The 14078-nt window shown below is 70.2% G+C and carries 13 protein-coding genes; 6 read left to right on the forward strand and 7 right to left on the reverse strand.

The annotated features are described in order from the left end of the window. Positions 1 to 22: 22 nt before the first annotated feature. Positions 23 to 742: a Crp/Fnr family transcriptional regulator gene (locus tag ACMV5O_RS00105; protein WP_416161556.1), complete on the forward strand. Its 720-nt coding sequence runs from the start codon at positions 23 to 25 to the stop codon at positions 740 to 742. 127 nt (positions 743 to 869) lie between these two features. Next, positions 870 to 1061, forward strand: a complete 192-nt coding sequence (locus ACMV5O_RS00110) for a DUF2892 domain-containing protein (protein ID WP_416161557.1) — start codon at positions 870 to 872, stop codon at positions 1059 to 1061. An 80-nt stretch (positions 1062 to 1141) separates the two neighbouring features. Here ACMV5O_RS00110 and rsmA read toward each other — a convergent pair whose 3' ends face one another. From rsmA to ACMV5O_RS00130, 4 genes are read right to left on the reverse strand one after another with little or no spacing between them, the layout of a single operon-like run. Next, a complete protein-coding gene (rsmA, locus tag ACMV5O_RS00115; RefSeq protein ID WP_416161558.1) occupies positions 1142 to 1957 on the reverse strand; it encodes a 16S rRNA (adenine(1518)-N(6)/adenine(1519)-N(6))-dimethyltransferase RsmA in 816 nt (271 codons plus the stop codon). Between the two features lie 32 nt (positions 1958 to 1989). Continuing rightward, positions 1990 to 3015 (reverse strand): 4-hydroxythreonine-4-phosphate dehydrogenase PdxA, encoded by a 1026-nt coding sequence (gene pdxA / locus ACMV5O_RS00120; RefSeq protein ID WP_416161559.1) that lies wholly within the window; start codon positions 3013 to 3015, stop codon positions 1990 to 1992. Beyond that, entirely contained in the window at positions 3012 to 4328 is a 1317-nt protein-coding gene (locus ACMV5O_RS00125) for a peptidylprolyl isomerase (protein ID WP_416161560.1), read from the reverse strand. Before ACMV5O_RS00125 ends, pdxA begins: the two co-directional genes overlap by 4 nt. A 30-nt stretch (positions 4329 to 4358) precedes the next feature. Next, a complete protein-coding gene (locus ACMV5O_RS00130) occupies positions 4359 to 6995 on the reverse strand; it encodes an LPS-assembly protein LptD (protein WP_416161561.1) in 2637 nt (878 codons plus the stop codon). A gap of 102 nt (positions 6996 to 7097) precedes the next feature. On the opposite strand from ACMV5O_RS00130, the gene ACMV5O_RS00135 reads away from it, so the two are divergent. Genes ACMV5O_RS00135 through ACMV5O_RS00150 form a run of 4 tightly spaced genes read left to right on the forward strand, consistent with a single transcriptional unit; the run spans position 7098 to position 11434 of the window. Beyond that, positions 7098 to 8138 (forward strand): aminoglycoside phosphotransferase family protein, encoded by a 1041-nt coding sequence (locus ACMV5O_RS00135; RefSeq protein WP_416161562.1) that lies wholly within the window; start codon positions 7098 to 7100, stop codon positions 8136 to 8138. 17 nt (positions 8139 to 8155) lie between these two features. Then, positions 8156 to 8851: an N-acetylmuramate alpha-1-phosphate uridylyltransferase MurU gene (murU, locus tag ACMV5O_RS00140; protein WP_416161938.1), complete on the forward strand. Its 696-nt coding sequence runs from the start codon at positions 8156 to 8158 to the stop codon at positions 8849 to 8851. Positions 8852 to 8859: 8 nt separating this feature from the next. Continuing rightward, positions 8860 to 10233 carry an aminopeptidase P N-terminal domain-containing protein gene (locus ACMV5O_RS00145; RefSeq protein WP_416161563.1) on the forward strand — a complete coding sequence of 458 codons (1374 nt, stop codon included), beginning with the start codon at positions 8860 to 8862 and terminating at the stop codon, positions 10231 to 10233. Continuing rightward, positions 10226 to 11434 (forward strand): FAD-dependent monooxygenase, encoded by a 1209-nt coding sequence (locus ACMV5O_RS00150; protein WP_416161564.1) that lies wholly within the window; start codon positions 10226 to 10228, stop codon positions 11432 to 11434. The genes ACMV5O_RS00145 and ACMV5O_RS00150 overlap by 8 nt, the downstream gene beginning before the upstream one ends. A 104-nt stretch (positions 11435 to 11538) precedes the next feature. Here the strand turns inward: ACMV5O_RS00150 and ACMV5O_RS00155 are convergent, their stop codons facing one another. The 3 genes from ACMV5O_RS00155 to ACMV5O_RS00165 are packed head-to-tail and all read right to left on the reverse strand — an operon-like array spanning position 11539 to position 14050. After that, on the reverse strand, positions 11539 to 12339 hold the full coding sequence (locus ACMV5O_RS00155) for a MetQ/NlpA family ABC transporter substrate-binding protein (protein WP_416161565.1): 801 nt from the start codon (positions 12337 to 12339) through the stop codon (positions 11539 to 11541). Positions 12340 to 12362: 23 nt separating this feature from the next. Beyond that, complete coding sequence (locus ACMV5O_RS00160; RefSeq protein WP_416161566.1) at positions 12363 to 13022, reverse strand: methionine ABC transporter permease; 660 nt, start codon at positions 13020 to 13022, stop codon at positions 12363 to 12365. After that, positions 13022 to 14050, reverse strand: coding sequence for a methionine ABC transporter ATP-binding protein (locus ACMV5O_RS00165; protein WP_416161567.1), 1029 nt, complete (start codon positions 14048 to 14050; stop codon positions 13022 to 13024). The genes ACMV5O_RS00160 and ACMV5O_RS00165 overlap by 1 nt, the downstream gene beginning before the upstream one ends. Positions 14051 to 14078 lie beyond the last annotated feature (28 nt).

Here is a 14078-nt window from a genome sequence, read left to right on the forward strand (position 1 = left end):
ACGCCTGCCCGGAATACCCTCCATGACGCCGACTCCCGCCGCCTCCCCTGCTGCCGCGCCCACGCCCGTGCCCGCCGATGAGGCCCGCCTGGATGCGTGTTACCCGGTGCTCGCCGCACTGTCCGCGCCGGCGCGCGCGCGCCTGGCGCACAGTGCGCAGTGGCTGCACGTGCCGGCCGGCACCTTGCTGTTCGACGACCACCAGGCCTGCGAGGGCTTTCCCTTCATCGTCGAGGGCTCGGTGCGCGTCAGCAAGTGCGCGCCCAACGGGCGCGAGTTGCCGCTGTACCGCGTCGGCGCGGGCGAGACCTGCATCATCTCCTCGTCCTGCCTGCTCGGCCACGAGGACTACAACGCGCGCGGCGTCACCGAGGCCGACACCGTGCTGATGCTGCTGCCCAAGCCGGTCTTCGACGCCATGATGGGCGAACGCGCCTTCCGCGACTTCGTCTTCCACCTGTTCGCCGAGCGCATCGCCGACCTGATGCAGCTGATCGAGGAAGTGGCTTTCCGCAAGCTCGACCAGCGCCTGGCCGCGGTGCTGCTCGGCAAGGGGCGCACGATCCACGTCACGCACCAGCAACTCGCCGACGAGCTGGGCAGCGTGCGCGAGATCGTCAGCCGCCTGCTCAAGGGCCTCGCCGAGCAGGGCCTGGTGCGCCTCGGCCGGGAGCAGGTCGAGATCCTCGATCCGGCCGGGCTGCGCCGGCTTGCTGCCGACGGCTCGACCAAGGCGGGCTGAGCACCGGCACCTTGTGCCCTTGCCGCTGTCGATCGGATGCAGTCGCTATGTAACCGTGGTTACAGACCACGCTGCGGCAGGCGTGCTTCAATGGCCTCACTCATTCATCGGCAGCAAGGAGAACTCCATGAAGACGAACGTTGGTGGCATCGACAAGATCCTGCGCATCCTGGTCGGCGTCGCGCTGATCGCATGGGCGCTGTTCGGCGGCCCGGTGTGGGCGTGGATCGGCATCCTGCCGCTGGTGACCGGCCTGATGGGCTGGTGCCCGGCCTACATGCTGGTCGGCGTCAATACCTGCCCGCTGAGCAAGAAGTAGGCGGCAGGACGCAAAGACGACGAAGCCGGGGCGCCCCGGCTTTTTTTCGTTGACCAACCGCCGCCGGCCCACCCCGCCCTTCAGCCCCGTCGCGCACAGTGGTTGGCGATGGCGACAAACTGCTCGACGGCCAGCCGCTCGCCGCGCAGTCCGCCGTCGATGCCCAGCGCCTCGAAGTCGGCATCGCCGATGAACTCGCGCAGCGTGTTCTTGAGCGTCTTGCGGCGCTGGCCGAAGGCGGCGGTGACGATGCGTGCGAGCAAGGCCTCGTCCTGCGCGCCGAGCTGCTCACGCGGCAGCGGCGCCATGCGCACGATGCTCGACATCACCTTGGGCGCCGGACGGAACGCTCCTGGCGGCACATCGAAGAGCCGGCCCATGCGGAAACGGTACTGCAGCATCACCGACAGGCGGCCGTACTCCTCGGTGCCCGGCTCGGCCACCATGCGCATGACGACCTCCTTCTGCAGCATGAAGGTCATGTCCTTCACCCGGTCGGCAAACTCCGCGAGGTGGAACAGGATGGGGGTGGAGATGTTGTAGGGCAGGTTGCCGACGATGCGCAGCGCCGGCGCGGCATCGGCATCCAGGCCGGCACACAGGCTGCCGAAATCGAACTTGAGCGCGTCGCCCTCGTGGATCGTCAGCTGCGCCGGCGAGTAGCTGTCGCGCAGCCGCGCGATCAGGTCGCGGTCGATCTCGACCACGTGCAGATGGCCCAGGCGCTCGATCAGCGGCGCGGTCATCGCCCCCAGGCCGGGGCCGATCTCCACCATCAGCTCGCCCGGCTGCGGCCGGATGCCGTCGATGATCTTGCGGATGATGTTGGGGTCGGACAGGAAGTTCTGGCCAAAGCGCTTGCGGGCGCGGTGGCCGTCGGTGTCGTGATCGTGCATGTGGGCTCTCGAGCGGGCGCGCGCGGCGTGGGCTAGGCGGCGGCGCGTGCGGCCACCATCGCGGTCGCCAGATCGACCGCGGCAAACAGGCTGCCGGCGTCGGCGCGGCCGCTGCCGGCGAGGTCGAGCGCCGTGCCATGGTCCACCGAAGTGCGGATGATCGGCAGCCCCAGGGTGACGTTCACACCACCACCGAAGCTGGCATGCTTGAGCACCGGCAGGCCCTGGTCGTGGTACATCGCCAGCACCGCGTCGCCACGCTCGAGCGTGTGCGGCACGAACAGCGTATCGGCCGGCAAGGGGCCGAGCAGGTGCAGGCCCTCGGCGCGCAGGCGGGCCAGCACCGGCCCCATGACCTCGATCTCCTCGCGCCCCATGTGCCCGCCCTCGCCGGCATGCGGGTTGAGGCCGGCGACCAGGATGCGCGGGGCGACAAGGCCGAAGTGGCGGACGAGGTCGCGGTGCACGATGCGCAACGTCTCCTCCAGCAGCGCCGGCGTGATCGCCGCCGGCACCGCGGCGAGCGGCAGATGGGTGGTGGCGAGCGCGACCCGCATGCCGCCGCCGACCAGCATCATCACCACGCGCGGCGTGCCGGTGTGCTCGGCGAGGTATTCGGTATGGCCACTGAAGGGCAGCGTGTCGCGCGCGCCCAGCCCCTCGCAGATCACGCCCTTGTGCACCGGCGCCGTCACCATGGCGGCGAACTCGCCGCGCATGCAGCCGTCGATCGCACGATCGAGCAGGCCGAGCACGTAGCGCGCATTGGCTGGGTCGAGCCTGCCCGGGCGCGAGCGCTGTGCGAGCGGCAGGTGCAGCACGTCGAGCGTCCCAGCGGCGGGCTGCGCAGCGGCCTCGAAAGGCACGAGCCGCACGCCACAGCCAGCCGCCGCGGCGCGCTCGCGCATCATGTCGATGTCACCGAGCACCACCAGGCGCGCCGCCCAGGCGCGGTCGGCCAGACGTGCGCACAGCTCGGGCCCGACGCCCGCCGGCTCGCCGCTGGTGACGGCAATCAACGGCGAGCCGGCGGGCGGGCGGGCGTGGTTGGGATTCATTCGCGCTCGAGGCGGAGGTCGACGTAGGTGCTGTCGCGCAGCTGGCGCAGCCAGTCCTCGTAGGCTTCCGCGGCCTTGCGCTCGCGCAGCGCCTGGCGCGCGGCGTTGCGCTTGCGCTCGTCGGTGACGTCCTGCAGCCGGCGCTCGACGACCTGGATGAGGTGCCAGCCGAAGGGCGAGCGCACCGGCGGGCTCATCTCGCCCGGCTGCAGCGCATTCATGGCACGCTCGAACTCGGGCACGGTATCGCCCGGATTCAGCCAGCCGAGATCGCCGCCGCTGGCGGCGGACAGGTCGGCCGAATTGGCCTTTGCCAGCTCGCCGAAGTCGGCCCCGTTTGCCACCCGTTCGCGCAGGGCGAGCAGGCGGGCTTCGGCGTCGGCGTCGGACAACACCTCGGAGGTTCGCACCAGGATGTGTCGCGCGCGCGTCTGCTCGAGCTGCTGCACGGCATCCACTCCCCCGCCGCGGCGATCGACCAGGCGCACGATGTGCAGGCCGGCGGCACTGCGCAGGATGGGCGAGGTCTCGCCCGGACGCAGCTCGCGCACCGCATCGGCAAACAGCGCCGGCAGGCGGTCGAGCGGGCGCCAGCCGAGCGCACCGCCGGACAGGCCATCAGGCGCATCCGAGACCTCGGCGGCAACACGGGCGAAGTCCTCGCCCGAGCGCAGCCGCGCCATGACCTGCTCGGCACGCTGGCGCACGGCGTCGACCTGCTGTGGCGACGCGCCCTCGGGCGTACGCAGCAGGATGTGGGCGACGGCGAACTCCTGCCCCGAGAAGGCGTCCGGGTTGCTGGCGATGAAATTGTCGATCTCGGCGTCGGTCACGACGATGCGGCTGTCGACCTCGCGCTCGCGCAGGCGGGTGAGCAGGATCTCGGTGCGGATCTCGTCGCGAAAACGCGACCAGCTCACCCCGTCGGCCTCCAGCGCCGCCCGCAACTGCTCGGCAGAGAGGTTGTTGTTGCCGGCGATGCGGTCGATGGCGCGCTCGAGGGTGGCGTCATCCACCCGCAGCGCGGTCTCCTGGGCCAGCTGCACCTGCGCGCGCTCGACGATCAGCCGCTCGAGCAGCTGGCGCTCGAGCACCTCCATCGGCGGCAGCTCCACGCCCTGACGGCGCAGCTGGCGTTCGGCCTGGGCGACGCGCGCGCGCAGCTGAAGCGCGGTGATGACCTCGTTGTTGACGACCGCGACGATGCGATCGACCTCGACCGCGCGCGTCGCGGCCTGAGCGGGAAGTCCGAAGCTGGCAGTGGCAAGCGCGATGACGAGGGCGCTGCGGGAGCGCGAAAGGAAACGATTCATGTTCATGTGCAAGGGTTCGCTTGGCGGCGGTCAGTCCTGACCGAAGACACGGTCGGCCGAAGAGTCGTTGATCTTGCCATAGCCCGGCACGCTGCGCTTGATCAGGCCGATGGGGTTGGAGCCGATGCCGGCGAGGTCGTTGAGTTCGAGCTGCACGAAGACCGCCTTGGTGACGTCGCTCTCGTCGATGGCGAAGCGGTGGACCGCGACGCGAAAGGCCCAGCAGCCGCCGTCGTACTCGAGGCCACCGATCGCCTCGGTGATGCGGTCATCCTTGAGCGAGTGGGTCACCCGGCCGACACCGTACCAGCCACGGGCGATCGGCCACTGGCCGGACACGTCGACGTCCTCGAGGCCGACGATGTTGTCGGCGATGCGCAGGTTGGGCGCGTAGCGGTAGCTGAGGTTGAGCACCTTGGCGAAGTCCGGCTGATAGCGGACGCTGGCATTGATGCGCTCGCTGCGCCCGAGATCGGTGTTGTACTGGACGTAGGAGTCGGCGGTCACGGTGCGCGACAGGCGGCCGCCAATGCCCGCCAGCAGCTCGGCCCCTTGGCCCGAGGGGCGCAGGGTGTCGGCGGCATTCAGCGACACCTGCTGGTCGGAGAAGTAGTAGCGCTGGCCGATCAGCGCGCGCAGGCGCTCGACGCCGGTGTCGGATTCGATGAAGCGCGTCGTCACCGCCGCCGTCAGGTCATTGGCGTCGCCGATGCGGTCGCTGCCCGAGTAGCGGTTCTCGGCGAAAAGCTGGGCAAAGCCAACGTCGAAGCGGTTGGTGTCGAACAGCGGAATGTCGTCCTGATTGCGGCTGGGCACGCGCAGGTAGTACAGCCGCGGCTCCAGCGTCTGCAGGTAGTCGCCGCCGAAATAGCGCGCCTGGCGCTCGAAGAACAGGCCGGAATCCACACTCAAGATGGGTACCGAGCGCGTGATCGAATCGGGCTGGTCCGTCGTGCCACGTCGGCGGTCGATGTCGTAGCTCGAGTAGTGCACGCCCGCCTTGGGCGTCAGGAACCAGGCCGCGCCCTGCAGCGGCAGCGACAGCTGCGGATAGACGGTGAAACGCGAGGCCTCGTCCTTGTCGCGCCGCGGATCGGGGTTGCCGGCATCCTGATGGGCGAAGCGCACGAACTCGGACTCGAACTCGGCCACCACCCCGCCGGGCAGGTCGGGTCTCGCCGCCGTCAGCAGCACCTGCGGCAGCCGGCGGTAGGGGCTGACGTTGGCAAACGGCCTGTCCGCGTCCGGGTTCAGCGTCTGGTAGCTCTGCGCCAGCGCCGAGGCGGTCCACCAGCCGCCGCTGTAGATCAGCCGGCCTTCACGCAGCAGGTTGACCCGCGAGGCCACGCCGATGCGCGAGGACAGGTCCTCGAAGTAGCTATCGTCCGACACCGCGTTGAGGTCGAGCGAGCCGTACAGATTGGGGGCGATGCGCTGCTGATGCTGCAGCGCCCCCAGGCGGCGTTCCTCGCCGGTGATGCTGTCCTTGGGCATCCACTCGACGCGGCTGCTGCCCAGGTAGTCCTCGCCCAGGTAGCGAAACTCGCCGCCCACCTGCAGGCCGCGCCGGCTCATGATGCGCGGCGCGATCGTGGCGTCGTAATTGGGCGCGATATTGAAGTAGTACGGCTGGGTGAAATCGACACCGGTCTTGTTCGACGAACCGAAGGTCGGCGGCAGCAGGCCGGACTGGCGCTGGCCGTTGAGCGGGAACTCGGCCCACGGCATCCAGAAGATCGGCACGTCCTTGAACACCACCGAGCCGCCGCGTGCCGTGCCCACCTCGCGGTCGTAGTCGAGCTGCAGGTCGCGTGCCTTGATGTACCAGTCCGGATCGACCGGCTTGCAGGTGGTCCAGGTGGCGTTCTCCAGCCGGTACTGGTTCTCGCCCTCGAGGCGCAGCAGATCGGCCTCGCCGCTACCCGACACCGAGCGCGGCTCGCCGCCCACCTCGCGCGGCCCCTGCTCGCGCGACAGCGCGTAGCGCGGCGACTCGAAGCTGCCCACCTGGTCGCCGACGATCAGCGTCGCGCGCGGCCCCTCGATGCGGTCGCCGCCCTGGCGCAGCACCACGTTGCCCTCGGCGACCACCTCGTCGGTGGGCTCGCGGTAGGTCACACGGTCGGCGGTCAGGACCAGGTCGTCGCGCTGCAGCTCCGCCTCGCCCTCGGCGACGAGCTCGATGCCGCGCGCACCTTGGATGCGCAGGGCGCTGACCGCGGTCGTCCCCAGCGGCAGCGCCGGCGCGGACGCAGTCGCGCCCGACGTCGGAGCCGGGCTCTCGCTGGTGGCCGGCGGCGGGACTTCGGGCGTTGCGGTCTCCGGCGTTGCGGTCTCGGGCGTTGCGGTCTCGGGCGCTGCGGTCTCGGGCGCAGCCGGGGCGGGCAGTCTGCGCTCCTCGACCGGGGCGGCGCCGGCCGCGGTGGGGGTAGCCGGAGCGGCAGGGATGGTCGCGGGGGTGACCGGCGCAGCCGGGGCGGGCGAGGGAACCGGCTCTGCCACCGGCGCTGCCTCCACCGCCTGCGGCACGGGCGGCACGGGCGCAGGCGCACGGCCACGCAACAGGTCGGGCGACACCTTGAGGGGCGGCAGGCTGTCCGCAAGGCTCACGCCCGACATGCAGAGCAGCATCAGGGGGATCAGACGTAGTCGCGTATTAAGAGCCATGAAGCCCAAGCCTTTGCCGTCGTTCGCAATGTGCGGACGCGCACCCGAACCATCGTGTTGATAAACTCGCGGATTGTACACGAACGCCCACGGAGAACCCGTTTGCATCGCCTCGAACAGCTCAACGCCTGGCTTGCCGCCACCCTGCCCGGCCAGCCCTGCCAGCTCGCCCCGGCCTCGGCCGATGCCAGCTTCCGCCGCTACTTCCGCGCCAGCTTTGCCGACGGCAGCCCCTCGCGTATCATCATGGACGCCCCGCCCGACAAGGAGGACGTGCGCCCCTGGCTGGCCGTCGCCGCCCTCTTTCGCGCCGCCGGCGCCCATGTCCCCGAGGTGCTGGCGCAGGACCTCGAGCAGGGCTTCCTGCTGCTGTCCGATCTTGGCTCGACCACCTACCTCGCCGCCCTGCAGCCCTCCGACGGACAGGCGCCCGACCTGCAGCACGCCCACGGCCTCTACGCCGACGCGCTCGGTTCGCTCGCCGCCATTCAGTGCGCGAGCCGCCCCGGCGTGCTGCCCGAGTACGACCGCGCCCTGCTGCTGCGCGAGCTGCAGCTCTTCCCCGAGTGGTACGTCGCCCGCCACAAGGGCATCGCGCTCACCGACAGCGAGACCGCCACGCTCAACGCCGCGTTCGACAAGATCCTGGCCGTCAACCTCGCCGAACCGCAGGTCTTCGTGCATCGCGACTACCACTCGCGCAACCTGATGCGGCTCGAACCGGCCGACGGCCTCGGCCCCAACCCGGGCATCATCGACTTCCAGGACGCGGTGTACGGTCCGATCAGCTACGACCTGGTGTCGCTGTTCAAGGACGCCTACATCCGCTGGGACGAGGACTTCATCCTCGACATGCTGATCCGCTACTGGGAGACGGCAAGGAAGCTCGGTCTGCCGGTGCGCGCGGAGTTCGCCGACTTCCACCGCGACTTCGAATGGATGGGCGTGCAGCGCCACATCAAGGTGCTCGGCATCTTCGCCCGCCTGTGCCACCGCGACGGCAAGGACGGCTACCTCGCCGACATGCCGCTGGTGATGGACTACCTGCGTCGCGCCTGCAAGCGCTGGCGCGACCTCGGCCCGCTGCTCAAGCTGCTCGACCGCCTCGAGCCCGAGGACGTCCAGGTCGGCTACACCTTCTGATGGCGACCCCCAAAGCGATGATCCTCGCCGCCGGCCGCGGCGAGCGCATGCGCCCGCTCACCGACCACACCCCCAAACCCTTGCTGGCGGTGGGCGGCAAGCCCTTGATCATGTGGCACATCGAGCGCCTGCGCGCGGCCGGCATCACCGAGCTGGTGATCAACCACGCCCACCTCGGCCACCGCCTGGAGGAAGCGCTCGGCGACGGCGCGGCCTTCGGCGTGCGCATCGCCTGGTCGCCCGAGGCGAGCGCGCTCGAGACCGCCGGCGGCATCCGCCACGCCCTGGCGCTGCTCGGCGACGCGCCCTTTGTCGTCGTCAATGGCGACGTATTCTGCGACGCCGACTTCGCGGCCCTGCACACCGCCACCGAAAGCCTGCGCGCCGACGGCCCGCTTGCCCACCTGCTGCTGGTCGACAATCCCGCGCACCACACTGAGGGCGATTTCCGCCTCGCCGCCGACGGTCACATCCACGCCGACGGCAAACCGCGCCTCACCTTCTCCGGCCTCGGCGCCTACCACCCCGCGCTCTTCTCGGCCCTCGCCGACAACACCCCCGCCAAGCTCGCCCCCCTGCTGCGCGAGGCCATGAACGCGGGCAAGGTCACCGGCAAGCGCCACGCCGGGCGCTGGATCGACGTCGGCACCCCGCAGCGCCTGGCCGAACTGGACCGCGCGCTCAGCGCAGCCGCCGTTCGCCCCGTGACATAATTCCACGCATGAACGCACCCACCGCAAACCTCGTCGACACCGCCCCCTTCCGCGCCCGCCGCGCCCGCCTGCTCGCGCGCATGCAGGCCGCCGGCGGCGGCGTCGCGATCCTGCCCACCGCGCCCGAGCGCGTGCGCAACCGCGACGCCCATTACGCCTACCGGCACGACAGCTACTTCTACTACCTCACCGCCTTCCGCGAACCCGAGGCGGTGGTCGTGCTGGTAGCCGGCAAGGACACGAAGCAGATCCTGTTCTGCCGCGAGAAGAACGAGGAACGCGAGATCTGGGACGGCTACCGCTGGGGCCCGGAGGCCGCGCGCGAAGCCTTCGGCTTCGACGAGGCGTGGACCATCGGCGACCTCGAGAAGCGCCTGCCCGACTACCTCGCCGACCAGCCCCTGCTGTGGACCAGCCTCGGCTACGACAACGACTGGGACGCGCGCGTGCTCGGCGCGCTCAACGCCGTGCGCGACAAGGCCAGGAGCGGCCTCACCCCGCCGCACTCGGTGCGCGACCTGCGCGCCGAGCTCGACGAGATGCGCCTCGTCAAGGACGCCGCCGAGCTCGCCACCATGCGCCGCGCCGCGCAGATCTCCGCCGCCGCGCACTGCCGCGCGATGCGCGCGACACGGCCCGGTCGCTTCGAATACGAGATCGAGGCCGAGCTGCTGCACGCCTTCCGCGCCGCCGGCAGCCAGGCGCCGGCCTACACCTCGATCGTCGCCGGCGGCGCCAATGCCTGCGTGCTGCACTACGTGGAGAACGACCAGCCCCTGGCCGACGGTGCGCTGCTGCTGATCGACGCCGGCTGCGAGCTCGACGGCTACGCCTCCGACATCACCCGTACCTTTCCGATCAACGGGCGCTTCTCCGGCCCGCAGCGCGACGTGTATGAGATCGTGCTCGCCGCCCAGGCCGCCGCGCGCGAGGCGACCCGCCCCGGCGCGCACTGGAACGAGCCGCACGACGCTGCGGTGAAGGTGCTCGCCCAGGGCATGCTCGACCTCGGCCTGCTCAAGGGCAGCCTCGACGCCGTGCTCGAGAACGGTGACTACCGCCGCTTCTACATGCACCGTACCGGCCACTGGCTGGGCATGGACGTGCACGACGCGGGCGAGTACAAGCTCGGCGGCGAGTGGCGGCCGCTGGTCGAGGGCATGGTGCTGACGATCGAGCCCGGCTGCTACATCCGCCCGGCGGACGACGTGCCGGAGGCCTTCTGGAACATCGGCATCCGCATCGAGGACGACGCGGTCGTGACCGCCGGCGGCTGCGAGCTGATCACCGAAGACGTGCCCAAGGCCGTTGCCGAGATCGAAGCCTTGATGCGCGAGGCCCCGATGCGCGAGACACGGACGCAGGCGCGCGACCATGGCTGAAGCCGCGCCGGAGCGCGTCCATGACCTGCTCATCGTCGGCGCCGGGCCAGTCGGCCTCGCCCTGGCGCTGGCGCTCAAGGACAGCGGGCTAGACATCGTGCTCGCCGACGCGCGCCCGCGCGAGGCGGTGAGCCGCGACCCGCGCGACCTCGCGCTCGCCCATGGCAGCCGGCTCACCCTGCAGCGGCTCGGCGTGTGGGATGGCCTGCCGGTGACGGCGATCGAGCACATCCACATTTCGCACGAGGGCGGCCTCGGCCGCACCCTGATCGACGCCGACGAACACGAACTGCCGGCGCTCGGCTATGTCGTCTCCGCCGGCGCGCTCGCCGCCGCGCTGCGCCAGGCGGTGGACGCCGCCGGCATCCCGGTGCTGGACGACACCGAGGTCGCCCACCTCGCCCCGGGCGCCGACGATGTGATCGCCAGCCTCGCCGGCCCCGGCAAGCCTGCCGCCACGCTGCGCGCCCGGCTCGCCGCCTGCGCCGAGGGCGGCCTGCGCGCAGACGACAAGGACGTGGTCGAGCACGACTACGGCCAGCACGCGCTGATCGCCCAGGTCGAGGTCGCCGGCGGCCATCGCCACACCGCTTTCGAGCGCTTCACCCGCGAAGGGCCGATCGCGCTGCTGCCGCGCGGCGACGGCTATGCGCTGGTGCACGTCGCCCGTCCCGAGACGGCCGACACCCTGCTCGCGCTGGACGACGCCGCCTACCTTGCCCGCCTCCAGGGCCACCTCGGCCACCGCGTGCGCCTGACCGGCGTCGCCGCCCGCCTGCGCTATCCGCTCGCGCTGCGCTACCGCAGGACGGCGGTGGGCGAGCGCACCCTGTGGCTGGGCAATGCCGCGCAGACCCTGCATCCGGTGGCGGGCCAGGGCTTCAACCTGGCCTTGCGCGACGTCTGGGCACTGGCCGACACCCTGCTGCGCCAGTGCGTCGATGCCGCGCCCGCCGGGACTGCGGGCCGCGTCCGCGCCGACCCCGGCAGGGCCGAGGTGCTGGCCGCCTATGCGCGCAGTCGGGGGCTCGACCGCCTCGGCGCGATCCGCTTCACCGACACCCTGGTGCGGGTGTTCAGCAACGATCTCGCCCCACTGCGCCACGCCCGCGGCGCGGCGCTGCTCGCCCTCGACCTGTTGCCGCCGCTGCGCAACTTCCTTGCCCGCCGCATGATGTTCGGCGCCCGCGCCTGGCCCTGAGCGCCCACTGTGCGCCCGCAAAAAAAGGCCTGCACCCGGCGGCGGGTTGCAGGCCTTCTTGCTCATGCGCGCCGTCACCGCAGCGCGCGCCCTTCAGACAAGACTCAGAACGCCGGCACCACCGCGCCCTGGTACTTGTCGGCGATGAACTGGCGCACCTCTTCGGAGTTGAGCGCCGCCGCCAGCTTCTTCATCGCCGCGCTGTCGGCGTTGTCCTCGCGCGCCACCAGCAGGTTGGCGTAGGGCGAGCTCGCGTCCTCGATGAAGAGCGAATCCTTCAGCGGGTTGAGCTTGGCCTCGATCGCGTAGTTGGTGTTGATCACCGCCAGGTCGACCTGGTTGAGGATGCGCGGCAGGGTCGCCGCCTCGAGCTCGCGGATCTTGAGCTTCTTCGGGTTGTCGGCGATGTCCTTCTGGGTGGCCGAGATGTTGTTCAGGTCCTTGAGCGTGATCAGGCCGTTCTTGGCCATCAACAGCAGCGCGCGCCCGGAGTTGGACGGGTCGTTGGGGATCGCGACGGTCGCGCCGTCGGGGATGTCGGCCACCGCCTTGTGCTTAGCCGAGTAGGCGCCCAGCGGCTCGACGTGCACCTTGGTGACCACGGTCTGGATGTCGTTCTTCTGCTTCTTCTTGAACTCGTCGAGGTAGGGCTGGTGCAGGAAGAAATTGCCGTCGACGCGCTTCTCGTTGGTCTGCATCGAGGGCTGGACGTAGTCGGTGAACACCTTGACCTCGAGCTCGACGCCGTCCGTGGCCAGCATCGGCTTGACGAACTCGAGGATCTCGGCGTGCGGCACCGGGGTGGCGGCGATGACCAGGCGGTCGGCAGCGAACGCGGTAGCGCCGGCCGTGAGCGTGAGCGTGCCGAGGGCGGCAGCGAAGAGTTTGCGCAGGGTTAGCGACATCGTTGAAGACTCCTTCGTGGGGATCACTTGCGGGTGAAATACAGCACCAGGCGGTCGCCCGAGTACTGGATGATCTGCACCAGCACCACCAGCAGGGCGACGGTGATCACCATCACCTCGGTCTGGAAGCGCTGATAGCCGAAACGGATGGCGAGGTCGCCGAGGCCGCCGCCGCCGATCACGCCGGACATCGCGGCGTAGGACATCAGCGTGATCGCGGTCACGGTCACCGCCGCGATCAGTCCGGGCAAGGCCTCGGGCAGCAGGGCGCCAAAGATGATGCGTGCTGTGCGGATGCCCATCGCCTGGCAGGCCTCGATGACGCCGCGGTCGACCTCGCGCAGCACGTTCTCGACCAGACGCGCGAAGAAGGGCGCGGTGCCCACCACCAGCGGCGGAATCGCGCCTTCGACGCCCAGCGAGGTGCCGATCAGGATCACCGTGACCGGGATCATCACGATCAGCAGGATCAGGAAGGGCACCGAGCGCAGCACATTGACGACGAAGGACAGCACCGCATACACGACGCCTTGCTCGAGCAGCTGGCGCCTGGCGGTGACGAACAGCAGGATGCCCAGCGGCAGGCCGAGCAGGATGGTGAAGAACAGCGACACCCCGGTCATCACCAGGGTCTCCCAGGTCGCGATCCAGATGTCGCTCCAGTCGATGACGGACAGGTCCATTACTGCAGCACCTCGTGGTGGATCTGGTGGCGATCGAGCTCGGCGAACACCGCGCGGATGTCGTCCTCGCTGCCCTCGAGCTCGAGCAGCAGCTGGCCGAAGGGCACGTCCTTGATGCTGGAGACCTCGCCCTGCAGGATCGTCACCTGCACCTTCGCCCCGGCCATGATGCGGCTCAGGATGGGCTGGTAGGTGACGTCGCCGAGGTAGGTCAGGCGCACCAGGGTGCCGCGCAGCTTGTCGCTCATGTAGGCGTGCGCGGGGTCGAAGCTCGCCGCGGCGAGCGCGTCGCTCTGCGCCACCATGCTGCGCGTGACCGGGTGCTGCGGATGCAGGAAGACGTCGGCGACCTTGCCCGCCTCGACGATGCGCCCGCCCTCGATCACCGCGACGCGGTCGCAGATGGTGCGGATGACCTGCATCTCGTGGGTGATCAGCACGATGGTCAGCCCGAGCTGGCGGTTGATGTCGAGCAGCAGGCGCAGGATGGACTGGGTGGTTTCGGGGTCGAGCGCCGAGGTCGCCTCGTCGCACAGCAGCAGGCGCGGCCGGTTGGCGAGCGCGCGCGCGATGCCCACGCGCTGCTTCTGGCCGCCGGAGAGCTGGGCCGGGTACTTGTGGCCGTGCTCGGACAGGCCGACCAGCGCGAGCAGCTCCCTGACCCGCGCGGCGCGTTCGGCGGCATTCGTATGCCCGGTCGCCTTCAGCGGCCAGTCGATGTTGTCGGCCACCGTCTTGGCGTTGAGCAGGTTGAAGTGCTGGAAGATCATGCCCACGCGCCGGCGCAGCGCATACAGGCCCTCGCTGCCCAGCGCGGTGATGTCCTCGCCGTCGATCAGCACGCGCCCGGCCGAGGGGCGCTCGAGCAGGTTGAGGGTTCGGATCAGCGTGCTCTTGCCGGCGCCCGAGCGGCCGATGATGCCGAACACTTCGCCGCTGTCGATCTCGAGGTTGATGTCGGCAAGCGCCTCGACCTCGCGCCCGTCGGCGGCGCGGTAGGTCTTGTGCAGGTTTTCGATGCGGATCACGGCAGCTGCCCGGACGGGGAAAAAGCCG

It is taken from the genome of Thauera sp. WH-1 (assembly GCF_047806685.1).
Lineage (GTDB): Bacteria > Pseudomonadota > Gammaproteobacteria > Burkholderiales > Rhodocyclaceae > Thauera.

Excerpts from the sequence above, each read along its gene's own strand:
- ACMV5O_RS00105 (WP_416161556.1), top strand. The coding sequence starts at position 23 with ATGACGCCGACTCCCGCCGCCTCCCCTGCTGCCGCGCCCACGCCCGTG.
- ACMV5O_RS00110 (WP_416161557.1), top strand. The coding sequence starts at position 870 with ATGAAGACGAACGTTGGTGGCATCGACAAGATCCTGCGCATCCTGGTC.
- rsmA (WP_416161558.1), bottom strand. The coding sequence starts at position 1,957 with ATGCACGATCACGACACCGACGGCCACCGCGCCCGCAAGCGCTTTGGC.
- pdxA (WP_416161559.1), bottom strand. The coding sequence starts at position 3,015 with ATGAATCCCAACCACGCCCGCCCGCCCGCCGGCTCGCCGTTGATTGCC.
- ACMV5O_RS00125 (WP_416161560.1), bottom strand. The coding sequence starts at position 4,328 with ATGAATCGTTTCCTTTCGCGCTCCCGCAGCGCCCTCGTCATCGCGCTT.
- ACMV5O_RS00130 (WP_416161561.1), bottom strand. The coding sequence starts at position 6,995 with ATGGCTCTTAATACGCGACTACGTCTGATCCCCCTGATGCTGCTCTGC.
- murU (WP_416161938.1), top strand. The coding sequence starts at position 8,156 with ATGATCCTCGCCGCCGGCCGCGGCGAGCGCATGCGCCCGCTCACCGAC.
- ACMV5O_RS00145 (WP_416161563.1), top strand. The coding sequence starts at position 8,860 with ATGAACGCACCCACCGCAAACCTCGTCGACACCGCCCCCTTCCGCGCC.
- ACMV5O_RS00150 (WP_416161564.1), top strand. The coding sequence starts at position 10,226 with ATGGCTGAAGCCGCGCCGGAGCGCGTCCATGACCTGCTCATCGTCGGC.
- ACMV5O_RS00155 (WP_416161565.1), bottom strand. The coding sequence starts at position 12,339 with ATGTCGCTAACCCTGCGCAAACTCTTCGCTGCCGCCCTCGGCACGCTC.
- ACMV5O_RS00160 (WP_416161566.1), bottom strand. The coding sequence starts at position 13,022 with ATGGACCTGTCCGTCATCGACTGGAGCGACATCTGGATCGCGACCTGG.